The 23,763-nt window shown below is 60.0% G+C and carries 19 protein-coding genes; 12 read left to right on the top strand and 7 right to left on the bottom strand.

The genetic code is table 11. The features are described 5' to 3' along the window. Window positions 1-26: 26 nt before the first annotated feature. The 5 genes from WM42_RS12075 (at window position 27) to galE (ending at window position 5,424) form a co-directional block, all read left to right on the top strand. Window positions 27-1,400: an L-serine ammonia-lyase gene (locus tag WM42_RS12075; RefSeq protein ID WP_061922955.1), complete on the top strand. Its 1,374-nt coding sequence runs from the start codon at window positions 27-29 to the stop codon at window positions 1,398-1,400. A gap of 130 nt (window positions 1,401-1,530) precedes the next feature. Then, window positions 1,531-2,280, top strand: coding sequence for a helix-turn-helix transcriptional regulator (locus WM42_RS12070; protein WP_235591267.1), 750 nt, complete (start codon window positions 1,531-1,533; stop codon window positions 2,278-2,280). A 182-nt stretch (window positions 2,281-2,462) separates the two neighbouring features. Next, the gene (locus tag WM42_RS12065; RefSeq protein WP_062038681.1) at window positions 2,463-3,476 is read left to right on the top strand and encodes a sigma-70 family RNA polymerase sigma factor; all 1,014 of its coding nucleotides are present in this window, start codon (window positions 2,463-2,465) and stop codon (window positions 3,474-3,476) included. 283 nt (window positions 3,477-3,759) lie between these two features. After that, a complete protein-coding gene (locus WM42_RS12060) occupies window positions 3,760-4,440 on the top strand; it encodes a metal-dependent transcriptional regulator (RefSeq protein ID WP_062038678.1) in 681 nt (226 codons plus the stop codon). Continuing rightward, the gene (galE, locus tag WM42_RS12055) at window positions 4,441-5,424 is read left to right on the top strand and encodes a UDP-glucose 4-epimerase GalE (RefSeq protein ID WP_062038677.1); all 984 of its coding nucleotides are present in this window, start codon (window positions 4,441-4,443) and stop codon (window positions 5,422-5,424) included. It abuts the gene before it with no gap. Here the strand turns inward: galE and WM42_RS12050 are convergent. After that, window positions 5,421-6,524 (bottom strand): DUF4192 domain-containing protein, encoded by a 1,104-nt coding sequence (locus WM42_RS12050; protein WP_061922968.1) that lies wholly within the window; start codon window positions 6,522-6,524, stop codon window positions 5,421-5,423. The two genes, galE and WM42_RS12050, sit on opposite strands and share 4 nt — an antisense overlap. Before the next feature lie 219 nt (window positions 6,525-6,743). Between WM42_RS12050 and WM42_RS12045 the strand changes: the two genes are divergently transcribed. From WM42_RS12045 to WM42_RS12035, 3 genes are all read left to right on the top strand, one after another. Beyond that, the gene (locus WM42_RS12045) at window positions 6,744-7,778 is read left to right on the top strand and encodes a PAC2 family protein (protein WP_061922971.1); all 1,035 of its coding nucleotides are present in this window, start codon (window positions 6,744-6,746) and stop codon (window positions 7,776-7,778) included. Between the two features lie 44 nt (window positions 7,779-7,822). Then, window positions 7,823-10,366, top strand: coding sequence for a DEAD/DEAH box helicase (locus WM42_RS12040; protein ID WP_062038674.1), 2,544 nt, complete (start codon window positions 7,823-7,825; stop codon window positions 10,364-10,366). Window positions 10,367-10,471: 105 nt separating this feature from the next. Next, window positions 10,472-11,185 (top strand): VIT1/CCC1 transporter family protein, encoded by a 714-nt coding sequence (locus tag WM42_RS12035; protein ID WP_082787726.1) that lies wholly within the window; start codon window positions 10,472-10,474, stop codon window positions 11,183-11,185. A gap of 64 nt (window positions 11,186-11,249) precedes the next feature. On the opposite strand, the gene ahpD is transcribed toward WM42_RS12035, so the two are convergent. Both ahpD and WM42_RS12025 read right to left on the bottom strand, forming a co-directional pair. Beyond that, window positions 11,250-11,774, bottom strand: a complete 525-nt coding sequence (ahpD, locus tag WM42_RS12030) for an alkylhydroperoxidase, AhpD family (RefSeq protein ID WP_061922980.1) — start codon at window positions 11,772-11,774, stop codon at window positions 11,250-11,252. Window positions 11,775-11,926: 152 nt separating this feature from the next. Continuing rightward, window positions 11,927-12,520: a peroxiredoxin gene (locus tag WM42_RS12025; RefSeq protein ID WP_061922987.1), complete on the bottom strand. Its 594-nt coding sequence runs from the start codon at window positions 12,518-12,520 to the stop codon at window positions 11,927-11,929. A gap of 155 nt (window positions 12,521-12,675) precedes the next feature. Between WM42_RS12025 and WM42_RS12020 the strand changes: the two genes are divergently transcribed. Next, window positions 12,676-13,623, top strand: a complete 948-nt coding sequence (locus tag WM42_RS12020; protein WP_062039480.1) for a hydrogen peroxide-inducible genes activator — start codon at window positions 12,676-12,678, stop codon at window positions 13,621-13,623. Between the two features lie 47 nt (window positions 13,624-13,670). On the opposite strand, the gene WM42_RS12015 is transcribed toward WM42_RS12020, so the two are convergent. Next, the gene (locus WM42_RS12015) at window positions 13,671-14,582 is read right to left on the bottom strand and encodes a DUF2189 domain-containing protein (protein WP_062038670.1); all 912 of its coding nucleotides are present in this window, start codon (window positions 14,580-14,582) and stop codon (window positions 13,671-13,673) included. A gap of 103 nt (window positions 14,583-14,685) precedes the next feature. Between WM42_RS12015 and hrpA the strand changes: the two genes are divergently transcribed. Then, window positions 14,686-18,582, top strand: coding sequence for an ATP-dependent RNA helicase HrpA (gene hrpA / locus WM42_RS12010; RefSeq protein WP_062038667.1), 3,897 nt, complete (start codon window positions 14,686-14,688; stop codon window positions 18,580-18,582). An 88-nt stretch (window positions 18,583-18,670) separates the two neighbouring features. On the opposite strand, the gene nrdR is transcribed toward hrpA, so the two are convergent. Both nrdR and WM42_RS12000 read right to left on the bottom strand, forming a co-directional pair. Beyond that, on the bottom strand, window positions 18,671-19,129 hold the full coding sequence (gene nrdR, locus WM42_RS12005) for a transcriptional regulator NrdR (protein WP_062038664.1): 459 nt from the start codon (window positions 19,127-19,129) through the stop codon (window positions 18,671-18,673). A 240-nt stretch (window positions 19,130-19,369) separates the two neighbouring features. Next, complete coding sequence (locus WM42_RS12000) at window positions 19,370-19,765, bottom strand: hypothetical protein (RefSeq protein ID WP_062038661.1); 396 nt, start codon at window positions 19,763-19,765, stop codon at window positions 19,370-19,372. Window positions 19,766-20,057: 292 nt separating this feature from the next. Here WM42_RS12000 and lexA point away from each other — a divergent pair, with 292 nt between their 5' ends. After that, complete coding sequence (gene lexA / locus WM42_RS11995) at window positions 20,058-20,777, top strand: transcriptional repressor LexA (RefSeq protein ID WP_062038658.1); 720 nt, start codon at window positions 20,058-20,060, stop codon at window positions 20,775-20,777. A gap of 310 nt (window positions 20,778-21,087) precedes the next feature. After that, window positions 21,088-21,873: a DeoR/GlpR family DNA-binding transcription regulator gene (locus tag WM42_RS11990; RefSeq protein WP_062038655.1), complete on the top strand. Its 786-nt coding sequence runs from the start codon at window positions 21,088-21,090 to the stop codon at window positions 21,871-21,873. A gap of 51 nt (window positions 21,874-21,924) precedes the next feature. Here WM42_RS11990 and ptsP read toward each other — a convergent pair whose 3' ends face one another. Next, entirely contained in the window at window positions 21,925-23,610 is a 1,686-nt protein-coding gene (ptsP, locus tag WM42_RS11985; protein ID WP_062038652.1) for a phosphoenolpyruvate--protein phosphotransferase, read from the bottom strand. Window positions 23,611-23,763: the final 153 nt, after the last annotated feature.

The raw sequence follows: 23,763 nt of genomic DNA, 5'->3' as shown, positions 1-23,763 counted from the left end.
CCCCTCGGAAGATTCAAGGAAAAGCAATGTTCATCAGCATTTTCGATATGTTCAAGATCGGTATCGGCCCCTCAAGCTCACACACGCTTGGCCCAATGAAGGCTGGTAAGGCGTTCGTAGATGAGCTGAAAGAAAAGGACATCTTCGACCACGTCACCCGCATTCAAGCCAACGTGTACGGTTCCCTCTCGCTTACCGGCATCGGTCACTCCACCGATAAGGCCATCCTCCTGGGCCTGGCCGGCGAGGTGCCAGAGACCGTAGACATCGACGGCATCAACGAATTCGTGAAGAACGTTCGCACCTCCGAAAAGCTCATGCTCGGTGGTACCCGCGAGGTCGATTTCCCGAAGGAAGGCGGCTTCTACTTCCACAACGAGTACCTGCCGATGCACGAGAACGGCATGTGCCTCATCGCCTTCAACGGTGATGAAGAGTTGCTCCACAAGACCTACTACTCCATCGGCGGCGGTTTCATTGTCTCCCAGGAAGATTTTGCAAAGCGCGGCGAGGACAACGTCAAGGTTCCTTACGCCTACGCAAGCGCACAGGAAATGCTCGCCCTCTGCGAGCAGCACAACTTGACTCTTCCAGAGCTGGGCATGGCCAACGAGCTGGCACACGCCACCGAAGAAGAGGTCAAGGAGCACATGCGCAAGGTCCGCGATGTCATGTACACCGGCATCGAGCGTGGCTCATCAACTGACGGCCCTCTGCCGGGCCAGCTCCTCGTCCCACGCCGTGCTGCTGCGCTCAAGCGCCTGCTGGAAACGGATGAGCCGCACGATGGCCTCAACATCCTCGACTGGGTCAACATGTTCGCGCTTTCCATCTCCGAGGAAAACGCTTCGTGTGGCCGCGTGGTCACCGCTCCTACCAACGGCGCTTGCGGCATCGTCCCAGCAGTCATCGCCTACTACGACAAGTTCGTTGAGCCAGTCACCGAGGAGATGTTCTCCGACTACATCTTCGCCTGCAACCAGATTGCTTCGCTGTACAAGATGAATGCATCCATCTCGGGTGCAGAGGTTGGTTGCCAGGGCGAGGTCGGCGTCGCCTGTTCCATGGCCGCCGGCGGTCTGGCTCAGCTCATGGGCGCTACCCCAGAGCAGGTCTGCATCGCAGCCGAAATCGCTATGGAGCACAAGCTCGGCTTGACCTGTGACCCGGTCCTGGGCCAGGTACAGATTCCGTGCATCGAGCGCAACGCAGTCGCTGCAGTTGACTCCATCACCAGCGCCCGCATGGCCCTTGAGCGCGAGTCCAAGCCATGCGTCAGCCTCGATGACGTCATCTGGACGATGTACAAGACGGGTAAGGATATGAACGCCAAGTACCGCGAGACCTCCCAGGGTGGCCTTGCACTGGCTATCCACCCACCTATCCCAGTCTGCGGCTAATACTGCCGTAAGGCACACCTTGAGCGGGTGAACACAGCGCTTGGCCGCTCGTGTTTACCCGCTTTTTGTCGTGTTAATATCTATCCAACTTTCTTAAAGTGTCAGGAACTTAAAGGACATGCTTCAGCTGATGAATGAACTCAACAGTCATGGCATAGACCAAGATTTCCTCGGGCAGTACGTACCACTCGTCGAATTTCTAGGCCAGGCCTTGGGCCCAAACACTGAGATCGTTCTGCACGATCTCGATGTCCCAGATCAGTCAATCATCGCCATTGCGAACGGCCACATCTCCGGCCGCCAGATTGGCGGGCCTGTAACTGATTTCGCCCTGTGGTTTATGAAACAAGGCGACGCCTCCGCCGTCCCCATGATGACCGGCTACCGGGCCGTCAACACGGAGGGCAAGATTTGCCACTCCTCTAGCTACTTCCTGCGTGACGAGACCGGCCATATGCGCGGCATGCTGTGCATCAACGTCGACATCTCGGATCTCGTAGCAATCCGCAACGCCGCCAGCTTCCTCATCGGCAACACCGAGGAAGCACCGGATAAGGCCCAAGCCTTCGGCGGCTACCCGGGAGCAAGCGCAGCCCAGGCTGCTGTGACTGCTCTGGCCCCGCAACCAGAGCCAGAGGAGGCGGTCAGCGAATCGCTGCGTGACAACGTAGAGAACCTGTTGGACTCCATGCTGGATTCCGCGATTTCTACCCAGTCCGTGCCTGTCCGACGCATGCAGCGCGACGAGCGCATCGAGGTCGTTCGCGCCCTCGAAGATAGCGGCTTCTTCCTCTTGAAGGGCGGAATCGCCGCCGCGGCAGAGCGCCTTCGAGTCTCCGAGCCGACCATCTACCGATACTTGGTCAAAGTGCGTAGCTAGCCGGCCCCAATGGCCAACTACAAGGCCAAACTGCCCATGCCATGAGTGAGCCCTCCCCCGTATGCGGGGAGGGCCTCCTTAATGTGTGCACTACTTTTGAGTAATTTTCTATCCCGGGGAACTAAACGCACAAGCGCTTCGTTGTACCTCATGTACAAAGCCGCAACCTCAGGAGGCTAGAGATGGCTGAAAAGTCCCACACCAAGGCCGCTGACCTTGGAAACAATTCAAATGAAGAGGAGCAGGAGGTAGACCGCGGCTCACGCCGCAACCAGACCAATGACAACCCTTCCGCCGACTTGGTCCGTGTTTATCTCAACGGCATCGGCAAAACCGCACTGCTTAGCGCTGAAGATGAGGTAGAACTCGCCCAGCGCATCGAGGTTGGTCTCTACGCCGAGTACAAGCTGGCGAATGCAGAAAAGGTCACCCGCGCCGAAAAGCGTGATCTCAAAATTCTGGTCCGGGAAGGCAAGAAGGCACGCTCCCACCTGCTGGAGGCAAACCTCCGACTCGTCGTTTCGCTTGCGAAACGCTACACCGGCCGCGGCATGCCACTTCTGGATCTCATCCAGGAAGGCAACCTGGGCCTTATCCGCGCCATGGAGAAGTTTGATTACGCAAAGGGCTTTAAGTTCTCCACCTACGCCACCTGGTGGATCCGTCAGGCCATTACCCGCGGCATGGCTGACCAGTCCCGCACCATCCGTCTGCCAGTCCACCTGGTAGAGCAGGTCAACAAACTCTCCCGCATCAAGCGTGAGATGTACCAGTCCCTGGGCCGCGAGGCCACCAATGAGGAGCTGGCTGAAGAGTCCGGCATCGAGGAATCCAAGATCGAGATGCTGCTGCGTCAGTCGCGCGATCCTGTCTCCCTCGACATGCCCGTGGGCACCGATGAGGAAGCACCACTGGGTGACTTCATCGAGGACGCCGAAGCTACCGACGCCGAATCCGCCGTTGTGGCGGCCATGCGTCACTCCGATATCCGTGGCGTCATCGACACCCTTGAGGAGCGCGAGCAGGACGTCATCCGCCTGCGCTACGGCTTGGACGACGGTGTCCCGCGCACCCTGGATCAGATTGGCCGCAGGTTTGGCCTTTCCCGTGAACGTGTGCGCCAGATTGAGCGCGAGGTCATGGCCAAGCTGCGTGACGGCAACCGTGCAGACCGCCTGCGTGAGTACGCGCTCTAATCTTTAGCCCTCTCCTGAGAAATTCTCTTCACCCTGTCAGCCTCTTCCCCTTTAATAGGAAGTAGCTGACAGGGTTTCAACCTTTTATAGGTAGAATATGTGAAGTTACACCGCGCCGAAAGCAAGAGATGCGTTTATCCCTTTCGGAAGCAGGCTCGGCAAAGTGCGGTATTGTTTAGTTATTGTTCGAAGACGCTGCGAGCCATGTCGCCCGCACCGAAAGGTGCGTTCCGGCCTTTTTGCTCACGGCGCCTTTCACCATCGTGCAGAAAGGTATGCCCACGTGAGGGACCTAGTTGATACCACTGAAATGTACCTGCGTACCATCTACGAGCTTGAGGAAGAAGGCATCACGCCCCTGCGCGCGCGTATCGCCGAGCGCCTTGAGCAGTCAGGGCCCACGGTATCTCAGACCGTTGCACGCATGGAACGCGATGGCCTGCTGCACGTGCGCACCGACCGCAGCCTCGACCTCACCGCCCAGGGCCGCGAGCTCGCCACGGCCGTGATGCGCAAGCACCGCCTCGCGGAGCTTTTGCTTACCGACGTCCTGGGGCTCGACATCCACAAGGTCCACGACGAAGCCTGCCGCTGGGAGCACGTCATGAGCGAGGAAGTAGAAAAGCGCGTTGTCGCCGTGCTTTCCGACGCCACCCGCTCCCCCTTCGGCAACCCCATCCCGGCGTTGGATCAATTAGGCATCGAGGTTGGCGAGACACCGAGCGGCACCCGCGCCATCGACCTTCCCAACGGTGTAGAGACCAAAGCTACGATCACGCAGATTAACGAGATCCTGCAGGTAGATTCCGCCACGTTCCGCGATATCAACGCAGCCGGTGTCGTCGTGGGCGCGCCCGTCACCGTGGTCAACGCCAACGGTGCGGTGACCCTTACCACCGAATCAGGCGCCAAGATTGAGCTGCTCGACGATCTGGCACACGCTATCCGCATTGAGGTGAAGTAGATGAAACTCCTAGTCACTGGCGGCGCAGGCTACGTCGGTTCCGTCTGCGCGGCGGTACTGCTGGAAGCAGGCCACGAAGTCACCATCATCGATAACTTCACAACCGGCAACCGCGCGGCAGTTCCGGCAAACGCGCGCCTGGTAGAAGGCGATGTCGCCGACGTTGCCGATGAGGTGCTCTCCGAGGGCGGCTTCGACGGAGTTGTCCACTTCGCTGCCCGCTCGCTAGTTGGCGAGTCGGTGGAAATCCCTGCCGACTACTGGGAGCACAACGTTGTCACCTCCCTGAAGCTGCTCAACGCCATGCGCGCTCACGGTGTCAACAACCTGGTCTTCTCCTCTACCGCCGCCACCTACGGCGAGCCGCAGCAGGTGCCTATCACCGAGGACATGCCGACCCAACCCACCAACCCTTATGGCGCGTCCAAGCTGTCCATCGACTACATCATCACCTCCTTTGCCAAGGCTTATGGCCTAGGCGCCACTTCGTTGCGCTACTTCAACGTCGCGGGCGCTTACGGCCTCATCGGCGAAAACCGCGAGGTGGAGACCCACCTGATTCCGCTGGTGCTACAAGTAGCTTTAGGCCACCGCGACAAGATCTTCATGTTCGGTGATGATTACCCCACCACCGATGGCACCGCCGTGCGCGATTACATCCACATCCGCGACCTCGCCGAGGCACACCTGCTCGCGCTTCAGAGCAACGAGCCGGGCACCCACCGCATCTACAACTTGGGCTCCGGCGATGGCTACTCCGTCAAGCAGGTCATCGAGATGTGCCGCGAGGTCACCGGCCACGAAATCCCGGCAGAGATTGCTCCCCGGCGCGCCGGCGACCCAGCCACCCTGGTTGCTTCCTCCGAGAAGATCAAGGCCGAACTGGGATGGAACCCCACCCGCACGGATCTGCGCACCATCGTCACCGATGCTTGGAACTTCACCAAGCAGCTCGGCGATAAGGCTCATTCCGCCAAGCGCTAAGCCACTTTGCCGTCCCGGGCTTGCAGCGCCATGGAACGCGCAACCCCAGAGGAATGGCGCAGGGCTTCGGTCAGCTGGCTTGCTAGTCCCTTGCGGTAGAGCTGGTGGACCAGATTGCCGAAGGTATGCTCTGGGGCTTCCTCCAGCAGGATATTCAGCGCTGGCCCTGCCAGCTGGTAGCGCTCCATCTGCAGCTGCGCGATGGCATAAAGCACCAGCGCGTTATAGCGGATGACTCCCTCGAAGGTCTTCGCCGTGGCTAGCATCAGGATGGCCGCTTTGTCTGGCCGCTCGCAGAGCTTCTCGATGACCAGGTCGCGCGACCACGTGGTGGCCAGCCAGGTGGCGGCGGTCTCGAGAGCCTCGACGTCGCCAAGCGTGGCGTGTAAATCCTGCACCGCGCGCAGCTGCCACCACGCATCATCCAGGAACTCCTCAAGCGCTAACTCTGGGTCATCCTCGTAGAGCTCGATCTCTTCACGGAATTGCTGTGCCGCAGCCCGTGCGCGCTCTGCAATCTCGCGGCCCAACACCGTTCCTACCTGGTTATTGCCCGGCGCGAGCTTGGCATAGAGCTCCTCACGCGTTAGCTCCGGGATAAAGTCCTTATCCACGCAGTGGTGCATGGTGGGCGCAGAAGTCAGCGGTGGAATCTTTCCTTCCTGCCAATTCTTCATCGGCCCCTTGCCCTCGTGGTTGACGGCGCCGAAGAGAATTTCATAGCTGCCGCCGGTGATGATCTCCGGGGTATGCCAGGCGGCGTCGATGTCCATGCCGTCGTTGTGCTTGTGCAAGCCGTACATCCACTCGGCCAATGTGTCGACTTCGCTGGGTGGGCGCTGGGTGATAAAGAAGGCGAAGACGCCCTCGGTGCGGTCGGTGGTAATTGTCTGCCAGACTTCCTCCGTCGCCGCCTTGGCGTCTGCGAAGTCCACGCGTGCGACGGGGCCCAACGCTATGCCGTGTGGTGAAGGCTCGAAGGTTAGAAAGACTACGGAATCGGTGGGATAGAACCCGAGCACTCCTGGCAGGTTGGCCAAAAGGTGTCCCGGGGTGTTGATCGGTGGATAGCTGTGCTGATGTGTGTCTTGCTTGCTCATAGCACTCACTATGCGCGAGCGCGCGGGCCACACACTAGGGTCAGTTTTCCAAAACGGCCGAATCTGTGGATAACTCATCGCGACGCCACCTGCCATCCGGGGCTTTTAGGATCCTAAAGGGCGAAATTCAGGAATACTTGTTTAAGGCTCGGTGTTGAAAGCGGTAAGTGTCTTCCGAAGCTGTATTGTCGGAGCACAGGTTAAGGAGGTATCGCACGCATGCATGATGATCAAAGGCGCATCTACGAATTGGAATACCCAGCCCCAGTGGTGAAGGATTCTTCCAGTGAGGATAAAGGCCCCACGATGATCGTGGCTATGCACGGCTATGCCGATGCCGGCCAGGCGGTGGAGGCCTCTGCCGATCACTTGAAGGCCGCGCTGGAAAGCCGCCAGCTCGCCTCCTTCAATAGCGACGAGCTCATGGACTACCGCTCGCGCCGCCCCATGGTCACCATTGACCATGACCGCACCGTAGAAATCGAAAACATTGAGCTCGGAATCAAGGTGCTGCGCGATAACTCCGGCAAGTCTTTCCTGCTGCTTTCCGGCCCTGAGCCGGACCTGCGCTGGGAGGCTTTCACCGAAGCCGTCGTGGGCATTGCAGAGAAGTTCGATGTACACGACACGATCCTTCTCTACGCCGCCCCGATGCCGGTTCCGCATACGCGCCCCACGGTGATTACCGCGCACGGCAACTCCCCTGAGTTGGTAGGCCGCATGATGAAGATTGAGCAGACCATGATGGTTCCAGGCTCGGCTGCCCTCTTCCTGGAAAAAGCACTGGATAAAAAGGGCCGCAACGTCGCTGGTTTTACCGTTTCGGTCCCGCATTACCTGGCTTCCTCACCGTATCCGCAGGGTACTTTCTCCCTGCTGAACTCGGTGTCGAATGCCGCAGGCCTCAACCTGCCTCTGCGCAGCTTAGAAGAAGACATCACGCGCGTGAACCAGCAGCTCGAGGAACAGGTCATGGATTCCGAGGAGGTTTCCTCCGTGGTCCAGCAGCTCGAGCAGCAGTATGACCACTACCACGAGCGCTACCGCAAGGAGCACCCGAATGCTTTGCTGCCGGGTGAGGAATCCGTGCCCTCCGGCGAGGAAATCAGTGCGGAGTTCCAGGCTTTCCTAGCGAACCTGGACGGTGATTCCGAGCAGCGCCACGAGGTTCTGGACAGCGAGATCGATGACCGCGAAGATGCCGCCGATCGCGCTGCAGAAGATGATGAAGATAATCAGGAAGGCGAGAACTAGCCTCTTTCCACACGGCGGCGCCTTCATCCCCTAAGGTGGGGAAGGTGAATCTTTCTCAGCTGCTGCCCGATCTCGCCGAAGTTCCTGATTCCCTCGTTGACGAGGCGATTTGGGATACCTTTACTAGCTGGACCACGCAGCGCGGCATTTCGCTGTACCCAACCCAAGAGGAGGCCTCGCTGGGCATCCTCGCTGGCGATAACGTCATCCTTGCCACGCCCACGGGCTCTGGCAAGTCCATGGTGGCAAATGCCGCGCACTTCATCGCCTTGGCGCGTGGCCAGCGCAGTTTTTATACCGCGCCGATTAAGGCTTTGGTCTCCGAGAAGTTCTTCGCCCTGTGCGAGATCTTCGGCGCCGAGAACGTAGGCATGATGACGGGAGACGCTACGGTCAACGGCAATGCTCCCATCATCGCTGCCACGGCAGAAATTGTGGCGAACATTGCGCTTCGCGACGGCGCTGATGCTGCCATCGATCAGGTAGTCATGGACGAGTTCCACTACTACTCCGAGCCGGACCGCGGCTGGGCCTGGCAGGTGCCGCTGCTGGAGCTGCCGAAGACGCAATTCTTGCTGATGTCTGCCACCCTGGGCGATACCGGCTGGTTGGAAAAGGACTTAACCGAGCGCACCGGCCGCGAGACCACGCTGGTGGCCGGCACCACCCGCCCGGTGCCGCTGGATTTCTCCTACGTGTTTACCCCGGTCCACGAGACCATCGAGGAAATCCTCTCCTCCGGTAAGGCGCCGGTCTATGTGGTGCACTTCTCCCAACGTGAGGCCGCCGAGCGCGCCCAAGCGCTGACTTCCCTATCTGGCATCATCACGCCGGAGGAAAAGGAAGCTATTGCCAAGGAGCTGGCGCACTTCCGTTTTTCCACCGCCTTCGGCCGCGACTTGTCCAAGCTTTTGCGTCGCGGCATCGGCGTCCACCACGCGGGTATGTTGCCGAAGTACCGCCGCCTCGTCGAGAAGCTTGCGCAGCAGGGGCTGCTTAAGGTCATCTGCGGAACCGACACCCTGGGCGTGGGCATCAACGTGCCGATTCGCACGGTGCTGATGACCGGCCTGGCCAAGTTCGATGGTCAACGCAAACGCATTTTGAAGTCCCGCGAGTTCCACCAGATTGCCGGCCGCGCGGGCCGCGCGGGCTATGACACCGAGGGCACCGTCATCGTTGAGGCCCCGGAGCATGAGATCGAAAACGCCAAGGCGCGGCGTCGCCTCAGCAACGACCCGGCGCGGCTGAAGAAGCTTAAGAAGAAGTCCCCGCGCGATGGCGAGGTCTCGTGGTCCGAGAAGACCTTCGCCCGCCTGACCGAGGCCGAGCCGGAGCAGCTGACTTCGCAGTTCCGGGTCTCGAACTCGATGCTGCTGAACGTGCTTGCCCGCCACGGCAACGGGTACGAGCATATGAAGCACCTGCTGCGTACCAACCATGACACCCGTAGCAAGCAGAACCAGGACATCCTGACCGCTATCGAGCTCTTCCGCGGCCTGCTGAACTCCGGCGTGGTGCAAAAGTCCACCAAGGGCCTGGACATTTACGGCCGGCCCTATCACTTGGTCCGCGAACTGCCTCGAGACTTCGCGCTGAACCAGCCGCTTGGGCCTTTTGCTCTCGCCGCACTCACGCTGCTGGACCCAGAGTCTGAGACTTACACCTTAGACGTCATTTCCGTTTTTGAGGCGATCCTCGATGACCCGCGCCAGGTGCTCGTGGCCCAGCAGAATCAGCGCCGCGGCGAGGAGATTGCCGCGTTGAAGGCCGACGGCGTCGATTACACCGAGCGCATGGCCATCGTTGAGGACATCACCTGGCCAAAGCCACTGGAGGAGCTGCTCGAGCAGGCCTATGACACCTTCGCGGAGACCAACGCGTGGGTCAAGGAGTTTGAGCTGCGCCCGAAGTCCGTGGTCCGCGACATGTTGGAAAACGCCATGACCTTCTCGGACCTGGTGGCCACCTACGGCTTGGCTCGCTCCGAAGGCGTTATCCTGCGCTACCTCACGGACGCCTGGCGCACGCTCAAGCAGTCCATCCCGGAGGAATACATGAGCGAGGAGCTTGCCGACGTCGTCGTTTGGCTCGGCGAGCTCATCCGCCAGGTGGATTCCTCCCTCGTGGACGAGTGGGCGCAGATGGCCGGCGAGGATTCGCCGATTTCCCAGGAGGACCTGGAGCGCGAGCTGGCCTTCGGCGTTGAGGACCCTTCTGCCCTAACGTCCAACCGCCGCGCGTTTAGCATCATGGTGCGCAATTATTTCTTCCGCTTGGTGCAGCTTTTCGCGCTCGAAAAAGAGGATCGGCTGGCCGAGCTTTTGGACTACCTGGACGAGGTCCCCGACTTCGGCGCTGTCCTCGACGACTACTTCGACGAATACGACGACATCGATTCCGGCCCCGCCGCCCGTGGCCCGGAGTTCTTCCGCGTTTCCGGCCAGGACACCCGCTTGTGGGAGGTACGCCAGGTAATCAAGGATCCTGAGGGCGATCACGGCTATCAGTTCGTTGGACGCGTGGATCTCGACGCCTCCGATGCAGCCGGCGAGGTGCGCCTAGCGGAGCTGCGTATCGAGCACTAACTTAGGAAAGGGTCTGCTGCGCGCCGCCAGCGCAGCCTAACCATGCTAGACAAGCCCTTTGACCTGCGACGACAATAAGAGTCGAAAGGACAAAAGGTGAAGACCATGGTTGATATGCTCCACCCCACCGAGCCACACGCGGCAAGCCATAACTCGCGGCTCAATTCGCTACGCGCAGCCGTGCTGGGCGCAAACGACGGCATCGTATCGGTCGCTGCGCTCTTGCTCGGCGTCGTTGGTTCTGGTGCCAGCGATCAAACAATCTTGACCGCCGGTCTTGCGGCCACGGTCTCCGGCGCAGCTTCCATGGCCTTGGGCGAATACGTCTCGGTGTCTGCGCAGCGCGACTCCGAGCGCGCACTCATTGCCAAAGAACGCTGGGAGCTCGCCGAGTTTCCTGAGCAGGAGCACGCCGAGCTCACGGAGATGCTCGCGAGCTACGGCATGAGTGTGGAAACCGCGAGCCGCACGGCTTACGAAATCGCCGATAATGACCCGCTCGATGCCCACCTGCGGCTGGAACTCGGCATCGACGGCGATGACCTCACCAACCCCTGGCATGCCGCCTTTTGGTCGGCGGTCTCCTTCCTCGCCGGCGCCTTGCTTCCGATGCTTGCCATCCTCATCGCGCCTTCCGCCGCAGCCGGCTGGGCCGTCGCCCTGGTTACGCTCCTAGCGCTTGCGCTTACCGGCTATATTTCCGCCCGCCTTGCCCGCACCAACTCCGCCCGCGCAGTCATCCGCCTGCTCATCGGCGGCGCCGCGGGTCTGGCCGTAACTTATGGAATCGGTACCTTGTTTGGGGTGGCCGTCGGCTAGCGCGGCGTTAAAACGCCAAAAAGGCTCGCACGATATTTCACCGTGCGAGCCTTTAAAAGTGCTTTTAGCGAGCAGCCTCAACCTGAATGGTCTGAGCGATAGCCTGGATAACGCCAGCGATCTTGACGCCCTCCCAGATCTGCTCCTTGGTCATGCCCTCTTCCTGCAGGGTCTTGGAGTGAGCAACCAGGCAGTGCTCGCAGCCGTTGATTGCGGAAACAACGGTGTTCCACAGCTCGAAGTTAGCCTTCTCCACACCCGGCTTAGCAATGATGTTCATGCGCAGGCCGAACTTAACCTGAGCGTAGTCCTCGCCCATCCAGCCCTTAGCGCGGTATGCAACGTTGTTCATTGCCATGACGGTGGCAGCGCCCAGCGCGGCCTCGATAGCCTCAGCGGAAAGGTGCTCCTTTGCCTCTTCCATGATCTCAGAAAGAACGGTGTCGTTGCGGGTTGCGGCAGCAGCAGCCAGCATGGAGCCCCACAGCTGCTCCTCGTTCAGCTCGGTGGAACGAGTGAGGGTGCCCAGGTTCAGCTTCTGGTCCTTTGCGTACTCCGGAAGGGAAGACTTCAGGTTATCGATAGACATATCTTTTGCTCCTTAGCGTTTTTGATAAGTGTTTTTCAGAAGAAGTTCAAAGGAAAGCCCCTTCGGTTGCCCGAGGGGCTTTATTATCACGCGTGACTACGTTGTCACGCGTGACTACCACGCGCGGCCTAGCACGCGCGGTTTAGTCACCCTTAGAGAGCAGACTGAACAACGTCCATCTTGTTGATGTTCTTGGTTGGGTCATTAGCTTCCCAGTTGCAAGCGCAGACCTCTTCGGACTGCAGTGCGTCCAGAACGCGCAGAACCTCGTCGACGTTACGACCGACAGCGTCCGGGGTAACGGAAACGAACTGGATAACGCCGTCTGGGTCGATAATGAAGGTTGCGCGGTCAGCAACACCGTCAGCGTTCTCAACGCCGAGGGCGCGGATGAGGTCGTGGCGGATGTCAGAGAACATCGGGAAAGGAACTTCCTTCAGCTCTGGGTGGGTTGCGCGCCAGTTAAAGTGAGCGAACTCGTTATCGGTGGAGCCGCCGAGGATCTGGGTGTCGCGGTCCTGAAACTCCTCATCCAGCTTGCCGAAAGCAGCGATCTCGGTCGGGCAAACGAAGGTGAAGTCCTTCGGGTAGAAGAAGACGACCTTCCACTTGCCCTCGTACTTGTCCAGGGAAACCTGCTCGAAGTAATCCTCAGGCTGGTTAGCGTTAACGTCGTGCAGGTCGCCGCCCTTCAGTGCGGTGAGCTCGAACTCTGGGAACTTCTCGCCAACGGTCAAGATAGGCATATGAAAGACATCTCCTTATTAGATGTTGAATCAAAATTCTGGGCTGCGCATCTTCCAGCGCTTGTAGGGCCTAAAGCCCCTGCGCAGCCAAGTATGCCAACATCCGTTGCGCATGTCAATAGGAAATCCTATCGATGGATGTTACAGTTATAGGCATGCACAATAAAGAGTACCGTCCCACACTCGCTCAGCTGCGAACATTCGTCACCATCGCGGAGAACAAACACTTCGGCACCGCCGCCGCAAAGCTGGAAATCTCCCAGCCTTCCCTCTCCCAAGCCCTCGTGGCCCTCGAACAGGGCCTTGGAATTCAACTCATCGAGCGCTCCACGCGCAAGGTAATAGTCACCGCCAACGGCGAAGAGCTCCTGCCCTACGCTAAAGCAACGCTCGAGGCCGCCGATGCGTTCCATGCCCATGCCCGCGGTGCCCACGGTACCCTCACTGGGCCGCTGACCATCGGCGTTATCCCCACCATCGCGCCATATATCCTGCCTACCCTGCTGCGGTCTATCACCGAGACCTACCCAGAACTCGAGCCGCGCTTCGTGGAGGAGCAGACGGAGCACCTTTTGGGCAAGCTGCGCGACGGCCAGTTAGATCTTGCCATCATCGCCCTGCCCTCCGAGGCCGCCGGCATGGTGGACGTGCCGCTGTACACGGAGGACTTCGTCGTGGTCACCGACAACAATGATGCCCTGGCAGGCCGCGAGGACCTCACCCCTGCAGAGTTAGATAGCCTGAAGCTTTTGCTTCTCGACGACGGCCATTGCCTCCGCGATCAAATCCTCGATCTGTGCCGCCGCGCGCATATCAACGCGTCTGAGGCCACTAACTCAGTTACTCGTGCATCCTCTTTGACCACCATCTTGCAGCTAGTTATGGGCGGGCTGGGCGCTACTTTGGTTCCGGAATCGGCCATTGCCACCGAGTGCACCAACCCGCACTTACAGGTCTCGCGCTTCGACCCAAGCGTTACCGCTGAGCGCGAGGTGGGCTTGGTCTTCCGCAGCTCCGCCGCTCGCGCCGAAGAGTTCCGCAAGTTCGGCGCGCTGGTTACCGCAGCCTTCGAAGAAGCACTGCAGCGCTCGCGCAACGTATAAAAAATTCCTCGGCTCCTTGATTGGAACCGAGGATTTTTCTTTTATCTTTAGGCCTGTACGTAGCGGCCAGCGCACTGGCGGAACAAGTGCGCCTCAGCCAGCAAGGAAACTGGAGCGAAGATGAAAAGGCCCAGACCAAGCGTGAAGATACAAGCGATACCCAGGCCGAACATCATCAACGCGTAGAGCAGCAGCTGCGCGTAGTTGGCCTTGCCCGCCATGAAGCCCTTCTTGATGGAATCGCCAATGGAGTCACCGTCAGCTGCGAACCATGGCATCAGCTTGTACAGCGGAGTGACCAGCCAGCCGATGATGACCATCACTGCCAGGATGCCGAAGACGGTGCCAGCAGCCGCCAGAGCTGCATCCTCGTCCTGAATGTCCGCGCTGGTGAGCGTGGCAAAGGCGGTGCCACCAAAGACCATGACGGCCAAAATCATGACCACGAAGGACACGAGGGCGATGATCAGCAGCATCAGGAAGGTATTGCCCCATCGCACGTCCTTACCGATGTAGGACCAGCCAGTCTTCGGGTCATCAATCTGGAACAGCGCCAGACGCATGACGAACAAGGAGACCAGCAAGGAAATCACCTGCGTGATCACGTTGGAGAAGATATTGCCCGTGAACGCGGCGTTGCCGTCGCCGTTGGAGGCCAAGATGAATCCCACAACGGCACCGAGGATGCCGAATACAGCCAACATCAAAAGCGAACCCAAAATCCACAGCTGCCAGTTACCAAAGGCCGTGCGGAATGCCCAGCCGATAGCCTTCGTCGCAGAAACCGGGCCGTTGTAGCCCACGCCGCCCTGTGGCTGCTCGTCGTAGCCAGCGTTCCCGCCCGCGTTGTAGCTACCGTAGGAAGGCAAGCCGTAGTCAGGACGGTCCTCCGGGTGGTTGGTTGGCTCATAACGCGGGAAATCCTTGCCGTCGCCTGCAGATCCAAAAGGTGAAGACATCTTCAATCCCCTCTATTCAAATTCATTTTCTTTTGCCTTGATCGCACCCACCCTATCAACATTTCCCGCCGCTTACGACGACTAGTAGAATTCACAACCAGCTATGACGACTTCTTCAACGCCCACCCGCGACGAGCTTTACGCCGCTCTCGACGAGGTTTCTACCAAAGATGCCCGCGCTTTCCGACGCCGCCTTCGCAAGGCCCGCTCGCCCCAAGCCCTCACCGCAATCGGGGGCGATATCCAACAAGCCCGCGAGCGCGTCGCGCTAATCGACGCCGCCGTTCCCCCTATTTCCTACCCCGAGACCCTTCCGGTTTCCGGCCGCAAGGACGACATCGCAGAAGCCATCCGCGATAACCAGGTGGTCATCATCGCCGGCGAGACCGGCTCCGGTAAGACCACGCAGATCCCTAAGATCTGCCTCGAGCTAGGCCGTGGCCGCAAGGGGCTGATCGGCCATACCCAGCCGCGTCGTCTAGCCGCGCGCACCGTCGCCGAGCGTATCGCGCAGGAGATGGATCAGAAGATCGGCGAGTCCGTGGGCTACGCCATCCGTTTCGATGATCGCGTGTCTGCTACCACTGCCGTGAAACTAATGACAGACGGCATCCTGCTCGCGGAGATGCAGCGCGACCGCTTCCTGAATGCTTATGACACCATCATCATCGATGAGGCTCACGAGCGTTCCCTCAACATTGATTTCCTGCTGGGCTACTTAAAGCGCCTGCTGCCTAAGCGCCCGGATCTCAAGGTGATTATCACCTCCGCGACCATCGACCCAGAGCGCTTTGCCCAGCACTTCGCAGACGGTGAGGGAAAGCCCGCGCCCATCATCGAGGTCTCCGGGCGCACCTACCCGGTGGAAATTCGCTACCGGCCGCTCGAGTTCGAAGCTGGGGGCAAGGTCGTCGATCAAGATCCGCTAGACGGCCTGTGCGAGGCCATCGAGGAGCTCATGGCAGAAGGAGAAGGCGACATCCTCTGCTTCTTCCCCGGCGAGCGCGATATCCGCGACGCGCAAGAGGCCATCGAGGCGCGCAAGTGGCGCGGCGTTGAGGTCACCCCACTGTTTGGCCGCCTGTCCAACGACGAGCAGCACCGCGTCTTTTCCGAGCACCGCGGCCGCCGCATCGTGCTGTCCACTAACATCGCAGAGACCTCGCTGACGGTCCCGGGTATTCGATACGTGGTAGACACCGGCACCGCGCGTATCTCGCGCTATTCCACCCGCACCAAGGTCCAGCGCCTGCCCATCGAGCCAATTTCGCAGGCCAGCGCCAACCAGCGTTCCGGCCGCTGCGGCCGTGTTGCCGACGGCATTGCCATCCGCCTGTACTCCGAGCAGGACTTCGCCTCCCGCCCAGAATTTACCGACCCCGAAATCCTGCGTACCAACTTGGCCAGCGTCATCCTGCAGATGATTTCGCTGCGCCTAGGCGATATCTCGGAGTTCCCCTTCGTGCAGCCGCCGGAGAACAAGGCCATTCGCGATGGCCTGCTGCTCCTCCGCGAGCTCGGCGCCCTGCACTCGCAAGAGGAAAAAGACGGTCTTCCGGTTCTCACCGACATCGGCCGCGACCTTTCCCGCATCCCCGTCGACCCCCGCATGGCGCGCATGCTCGTCGAGGCCCACCGCTCCGGCTGCTTGGAAGACGTCATGGTCATCGTCGCGGCCATGACCATCCAAGACGTTCGCGAGCGCCCCCTCGAATACCAAGCGCAAGCCGACCAAGCCCACGCGCGCTTTAAGGACGCCTCCTCCGACTTCCTCGCCATGCTCAACCTGTGGGATTTCCTCAAGGACGCCCGCACCGAGATGAGCGGCAATGCCTTCCGCAAGCGCATGAAGAAGGAATTCCTGCACTACATGCGCATCCGCGAGTGGTTTGACTTGGTGCGCCAGCTTAGGGACGTCGCCAAGCAGCTCGGATGGAACCAGCAAGAAGCCACCGAACGCCGCCCCGATGACATCCATATGTCGCTTTTAGCGGGCCTTTTGTCCAACATCGGCGCGCGCGATGGCAACTCCAAGGAATTCCACGGTGCCCGCAATACTCGCTTCCTAGTCTTCCCCGGTTCCGCGCTGGCGAAGAAGCCGCCGGAATTTCTAATGGCCGCCGAACTCGTCGAAACCTCGCGCCTGTGGGCACGCGACGTAGCCGCCATCGACCCCGCGTGGGTGGAAAAGCTAGGCGCGGACCTGCTACGGCACAACTATTCCGATCCCGTGTGGTCGCGCAAGCGCGCCGCCGCCGTGGCCACGCAGCGCTCGACTCTCTACGGCGTCCCCATCGTGGTAGACCGCACGGTGCCCTATCACCGCGTCGACCCGACGGCCGCACGCGATATGTTCATCCGCTCTGCGCTAATTGAAGGCGAGTGGAATACCCACCACCACTTCTTCCACGACAACGTGAAAAAGCTGGAAGAGGCCGCCGAATTTGAGGACAAGGCACGACGCCGGGGTCTGGTGGTTTCGGAGGACACGCTCTTCGATTTCTACGACACACGTATCCCCGCCAAGGTCACCACGGGCCGGCACTTCGACTCGTGGTGGAAGAAACAGCGTCACAAGACCCCAGACCTGCTGGACTTCGACCCGGAAAAGCTTATCGAGGAAGACCACGACGTCACGGAGGAGGCGTTTCCGGATAGGTGGCTGAAGGGTTCGATTGACTATGACTTGAGCTATAAGTTCGAGCCCGGGGATCCCCTCGATGGCGTCACCTTGATGGTGCCCGTACCGTTGCTTGCAGGGCTGGATACGGAGGGCTTCGATTGGCTGGTGCCGGGCCTACGCCTGGAGTTGGCCACGGAGCTAATCCGTTCCCTGCCGAAGGCGTTGCGTCGCACCGTGGTTCCCGCGCCGGAGTTCGCAGAGCGTGCCCTGCCGCGTCTGCTCCCTTATGAAGGCCCCCTGACGCAGCAGCTTGCCGACGTCCTCCGCGAGCTCGGCGGCCAAGGGATCAACGCTTCCGACTTCCGGCCATCCAGCCTGCCGCCGCACCTGCAGATGAACTACGCTGCGGTGGATAAGCGCGGGAAGATTATCGATTCTGACCGGGACCTCGCAGCGCTCGTGCAGCGCCAGGCGGGGCACATCAAGTCCTCAGTCTCGCGGGTCGGACGCAAGTCTGAGTCGAAGGCCGTCAAAGAGTGGACGCCGGAGACGCTCGGCACTATTGACGAGGAAGTCCAAACGGTGGTTGACGGCCATGAGGTCACCGCGTACCCCGCGCTCGTGGCAACCACGGACGGCGTTTCCCTGAAGGTTCACCCCACCAAGGCCGCTGCCGACGCCGCCATGTTGACCACCACTCTGACGCTGCTCCTGCGGGAGATTAACGTCAATCACCAACAGATGGTCAAGGGTCTGCCCTTGCAGCAGCGCGTGGCTGTCGACGCCTACCCTCACGGCGGCGCCGAAGGCCTCGTTGGCGATGCGCGGGTGGCTGCCATTCGCGATCTCATGGTCGAAGCCGGCGGTGCGCCTCGGTCGCCGGAGGGCTTCGCCAAGCTTCGCGACGTCGTCAAGCCCCAGGTGCCTGGCCGCGTCCGGCAATCCGTGGTGGCAATCGCGCCAGGGCTTGCCGAGTATGCGAACCTGCGTGCCGAGCTCAAACAATGGGAAGGACCTGCAATTGACGATATGCGCGAGCAGCTGAAGTTCCTGCTTCCCGAAAACGCCATCACCGTGCATGGCATGGCGCACCTGCGCCATCTCCCGCGCTACGTACAGGCTATGCGGATTCGTCTAGATGAGATGGCAATAGACCCAGACAAAGACGCGGACCGGCAGGCCGAAGTCGATGAGGCCAAAGCCTACCTCAACAATCGCCTGCGCAACCTGCCCGCCGGACGCGCCAAAACCCGCGAGGTCAAGGACATCTACTGGATGGTCGAGGAACTACGCGTCTCACTTTTTGCTCAGCGCCTCGGCACCGCGCACCCGGTATCCTTGCGCCGCATCCAAAAGGCGGTGGACAAGCTCCGCTAATCACCACGCCGTCTAGCTCCAGACGCGGCCATACGCCGTTTGCCAGCATCCGCAAACGAGCACCAGCCCTAGGCTGGCACTGCGGCTCTTAAAAGTTATCGCGGTCGCGGCGGCGCATCAGGCGAATTTCGGATTCGAAATCGTCGGCGCTTTCGAAGGACTTGTAAACGGACGCGAAGCGCAGGTAGGCCACCTCATCAAGGTCACGCAGCGGCTCGAGGATTGCAAGGCCAATGTCGTTGGCATTGACCTGGGAGGAACCGTGGCTGCGCACGGTCTCCTCTACTTCTTGGGCTAGCTTTTTCAAAGCGTCGTCGCTGACGTCGCGTCCCTGGCAAGCGCGACGGACGCCGCGGATTAGCTTGTCGCGGCTGAACGGCTCCGCCAGACCGTTGCGCTTAACCACCAAAAGAACCGCCTTTTCCATCGTGGTGAAACGGCCTTTGCAGGAGGCGCACTCGCGCCGACGGCGGATGGCGGTGCCGGCGTCGACTACACGAGAGTCGATGACTCGCGACTGTTCATAATGACAAAACGGGCAGTACACCGCACGGTTCCTTTCACTTTCACGTCATCCACCTCCCACACGTGGAAGGCAGGCGTTAAGACCGCATTTAGTGTACTGCCCAAACAACTGGGGATGCCATTTTCCGGCCGGCATCCAAGCCGAGTGATTACTTTCCCACACCAACACTGCCGCACGCCCACAGAACCGCACGCCACAAGCGCTGCCTAGCCAAACGCGCGACGGCAGCTAACGCGCGACGGGGTTAGCGTGCAGCGGCGGCTAGTGCGTAACGCCTGCCTGAACCACTTGGGCGTTCTCGGTGTGGACAGCACCAGTGTCAGCAGTCAAGCCTCCGAATACAGTTCCGATGAACACTGCTGCACCAAAGACAGCGCCCAACAGATAATTCGCACGATTCGATTGCGCACGCGAATATTCTTGCTCGCCATGACCAGCGGATTCAGAATTCGCGCAGCGGCGGATAGGGGCTCCGTATGTTCGATTATCCACGCTAAGGGTTCGAACATCGTGGGGTGTTGCGGTTACCCCAGCGCGACGGGCATCGTAGACATCCGCATCCCAAACAGAGGCTGCCGGCACGACGCGAGCGCGGTACGCGCGGCGAGCATTAGTGGAAGTAACATAGGTGGATGCGGTGTTGAGTGCGATAGCCATTGTGAGATTCTCCAGTGTTTGTGTGTTGCGATTAACTGATGGTTGCAGAGTACTTTTCTGCTGCGACATGTTCGAAAAGTTTCATCGATAATCCGTTCGAATTAGTTGCTATGTTCGATTTATAACAACTTTTCGAAAGTTTGTCCACACCTCCGGCAAATTTCTCGAACATTTGTCCCCCACGTGGTAGAAAAGAAGGGAAGCTTTTCGAAAATTCGAGCAACCCAAGTTCGAACAACCCAAGCCGCGACGGAAGCCGCGCGGCAACTTCCACCCCCGCCGAGGAGAAACTGTGCCACGCAAGCCAGCTAAAAATTCCGCTAAGCCCGACATCAACTCCCTTTCGCCGCGCCAACGCCGCATCCTCGACGTCATTCACGACGCAGTCATGCTCCGCGGCTACCCGCCAAGCATCCGCGAAATCGGCGACGCTGCCGGCCTCCAGTCCACCTCTTCTGTGGCCTATCAGCTCAAGCAACTAGAAGAAAAAGGCTTCCTGCGCCGCGACCCAAACAAGCCCCGCGCCGTCGATGTACGCCACCTCAATGAGGAAGAGCCCAAGAAGCCAGGGCGCAAGGCCTCACCCAAGGAAGAACCGCAGCAGTCTGTCGACGCCACCCCAGAGGACGCTTCCGCAGTTTCCTATATTCCGGTGGTCGGCCGCATTGCCGCAGGTTCGCCGATTACCGCCGAAGAAAACATCGACACCTACTTTCCCATGCCAGATGACGTAGTTGGCAACGGCGAACTATACATGCTCCAGGTTGTGGGAGACTCCATGCAGGACGCAGGCATCCTCAACGGTGACTGGGTCATCGTTCGTTCGCAGTCGGTGGCCGAGGAAGGCGAGTTTGTCGCCGCGCTTCTCGACGGCGAGGAAGCCACCGTCAAGGAATTCCACCGGGATTCCTCGGGTGTGTGGCTCCTGCCCCACAACGATGCTTACTCCCCAATCAAGGGTGACGATGCAGAAATCATGGGCAAGGTAGTTTCGGTGTTCCGCAAGCTCTAACCACCCACTTCCGCTGCTTCAACGCCGGCCAACGGATGCCCGAAAATACCCCCTTTTATGCGTAATTTTCCGGTTGTCCATTGGCCGGCGTTTAAAGTCACATTTTGCAAATCTGCAGCTAAAGAAAATTTCGGCGTCCGCATGCAAGATTAGCGATATGTGAAACTCTTTGTTTCGTTCCGATTCGTAGGGATTTCTGGAAAACTAGAGGCAAGCCAGTATTATTCCGGCAACAGCTTCCGCTTTACCCCCAATAGACGGAGGCTGTCTAGCCCCCACCCCGTTCCTGGGCAGATCTTTGGAGGACCCTATGTACGCAGAGGAGCGTCGCCGTCAGATCGCCTCCCTCACCGCAGTTGAGGGACGCGTCAACGTCACCGAGCTTTCCGAGCGCTTCGACGTCACCGCTGAAACCATTCGTCGCGATCTCGCGGTCCTAGACCGCGAAGGCGTTGTGCACCGCGTGCATGGCGGCGCTGTGGCCTCTCAGTCCTTCCAAACCGCAGAGCTGACCCTCGACACTCGGCAACGTTCCGCTACCGGCGCCAAGATTGCCATCGCACGCGCCGCCATGCAGTTCCTCCCAGACGCCGGCGGCAGCGTCTTCCTCGACGCGGGTACTACCACCAATGCCCTGGCAGACCTCATCGGTCAACAATTCGCCGCAGGGCAATTTTCGATAGTTTCCAATAGCTTGCCCATCTCGCTTTCCTTGGCAAGCAACGGCGTTCCCGACGTTCAGCTGCTCGGCGGCACCGTCCGCGCCATAACCCAGGCAGTCGTGGGCGATACTGCACTGCGCACCATGGCGCTCATGCGTGCCGACGTCGCCTTCATCGGCACCAATGCGCTCACCCTCGACCACGGCCTGTCTACCGCAGATTCCCAAGAGGCAGCCATCAAGTCCGCTTTTGTCACCAACGCCCACAAGGTCGTGGTCCTCTGCGATTCCTCGAAACTCGGTAACGATTATTTGGTCAGCTTCGCCTCCATCGCGGATATCGACGTCGTCATCACCGATGCCGCCGCACCAGAAAGCTTCATCGAGGCGCTTCGCGAGCGCGAAATCGAAGTAGTCATCGCCGCCGATAAGTAGCATCGGCACATACAAAGATAGCCCCGCCAAAAGCGGGGCTATCTTTATGTTTTAGAACTCGTCCAACAAAGCGAGCGCTGCCGCTCGGGCTTCGGATGGGCCCTCGGCGTTGATGGCGGCGTCGGCAAGCTTTTGGCACTGCTCGAACGTCAGCTCCGCAAGCTGTGCGCCCACGCCGGCGACAGCCGTGGAAGCCGCCGACAGGGAGTTCACGCCCAAGCCAGTCAGCACGCAGGCAAGCAGCGGATCCGCTGCCGCCTCGCCGCATACGCCAACCGGAACATTGTTATCCTGGCCCACCACGCAGGTGTGCTGGATAAGGCGCAGCACTGCCGGCTGCCATGGATCAGTAAGATATGCCAGCTGCGGGGAAAGACGATCCGCCGCCATGGTGTACTGCGTCAAGTCATTGGTACCAATGGAGACGAAGTCTAGATGCGGCATGATGGTATCGGCCATCAAAGCCGCCGCTGGAACCTCAATCATGGCGCCCGCAGTAAGGCCACGCTCGCGACAAAGACCCGCGAACCACTTCGCCTCAACGGCGGTAGCGACCATCGGCGCCATAACCCACGTCGGGGCATCGTCGCCACGGTCTGCGGAAGCCTGCGCAATGGCATCCAGCTGGCGAGTCAACAGCGCCTCGTTATCGCGTGCGATACGCAGACCACGCACGCCAAGCGCAGGGTTTTCCTCGGAAGACATGGTGGCATAAGAAATCGGCTTATCTGAACCCGCATCCAAGGTACGAACAACCACCTTGGAAGACGAGAAGGCGTTAAAGACCTTCCCATAGATGCGCGCCTGCTCATCCACCGTCGGCTCCTCGCTCGCAGAGAGGAAGGAAAGCTCAGTGCGGTAAAGACCAATGCCCTCCGCCTGGGAATCCGACGCGATACGCGCCGCGTTGCCGTCCGCGACGTTGGCCAAAAGCTGCACGCGATGGCCATCCTTAGTTTGCGCCGGGCCACGCCACTGCGCCACTCGCACAGCCTTCTCGCGGTATTCCTCTACCGCCCGCAAAGACTCCTCGCGGTCTGCACCCAAGTTCACCGCGCCAATAGAGCCGTCCACGAACACGAGCGCGCCGGCCTCAATGTCACGCAGCTCCGCGCCCACGGCCACGATGCATGGAATGTCCAGCTGGCGAGCGATAATCGCCGTGTGGCTCGTCGGGCCACCGAGCTCGGTGACCAAAGCCTTGATGTGTGCGGTGTCGAGGGTTGCGGTATCGGCGGGCGCGAGGTCATCAGCAAGCAGCACTGCTTCTCCGGTGACCATCGGCAGACCTGGCTCCTGCTCGCCACGCAGCTGCGCAATAACGCGGTCGCGCACGTCCTTTAGGTCCGTCGTGCGCTCGGCCATCACACCGCCTGCTGCTTCAAACATGGTGACAAACTTCTCAGTCGCGCTCGCGGTTGCGTACTCCGCCGGCCGGCCTGCACGGATGGACTTGCGCACCGCCTTGTGCCAGCCGCGGTCCTTGACCATGCCGGCGGTAGCGCCCAGCACCTCAGCCGCCTGGCCTTCTGCGCCGGCCGCACGCTGCTCGAGGCGGCTTGCCACGATATCGACAGCCTCTAGGAATCGGTCATACTCGCCGTCGCGCTTTTCTTCATCGATTAGCTCCCCAGCAGTTGGCAGTTCTGGACGAGGACGCACCCACACGGCCTCGGCGTATGCGACACCGGCAACGACGCCAGTGCCCTTGATGGTTGATTGAGATTCGTTTTCCATCACACATTCCTTTGGGAGGGGATTTGCTCTCCCCCTAGATCATCACAGATCGGGCGAAAAAGCAACGAATACCACACTCTTTTGATTGACTTTCGGACATAACCAGACAACAATCAACAGGGAGCAGAAATCTGCGCTCGACCACCGTCCAGC

The organism is Corynebacterium simulans (genome assembly GCF_001586215.1).
In the GTDB taxonomy this organism is placed as follows: Bacteria; Actinomycetota; Actinomycetes; order Mycobacteriales; family Mycobacteriaceae; genus Corynebacterium; species Corynebacterium simulans.
Note: the sequence above shows the minus strand (reverse complement) of the source record. Positions and strands in the feature narration are given on the sequence as shown.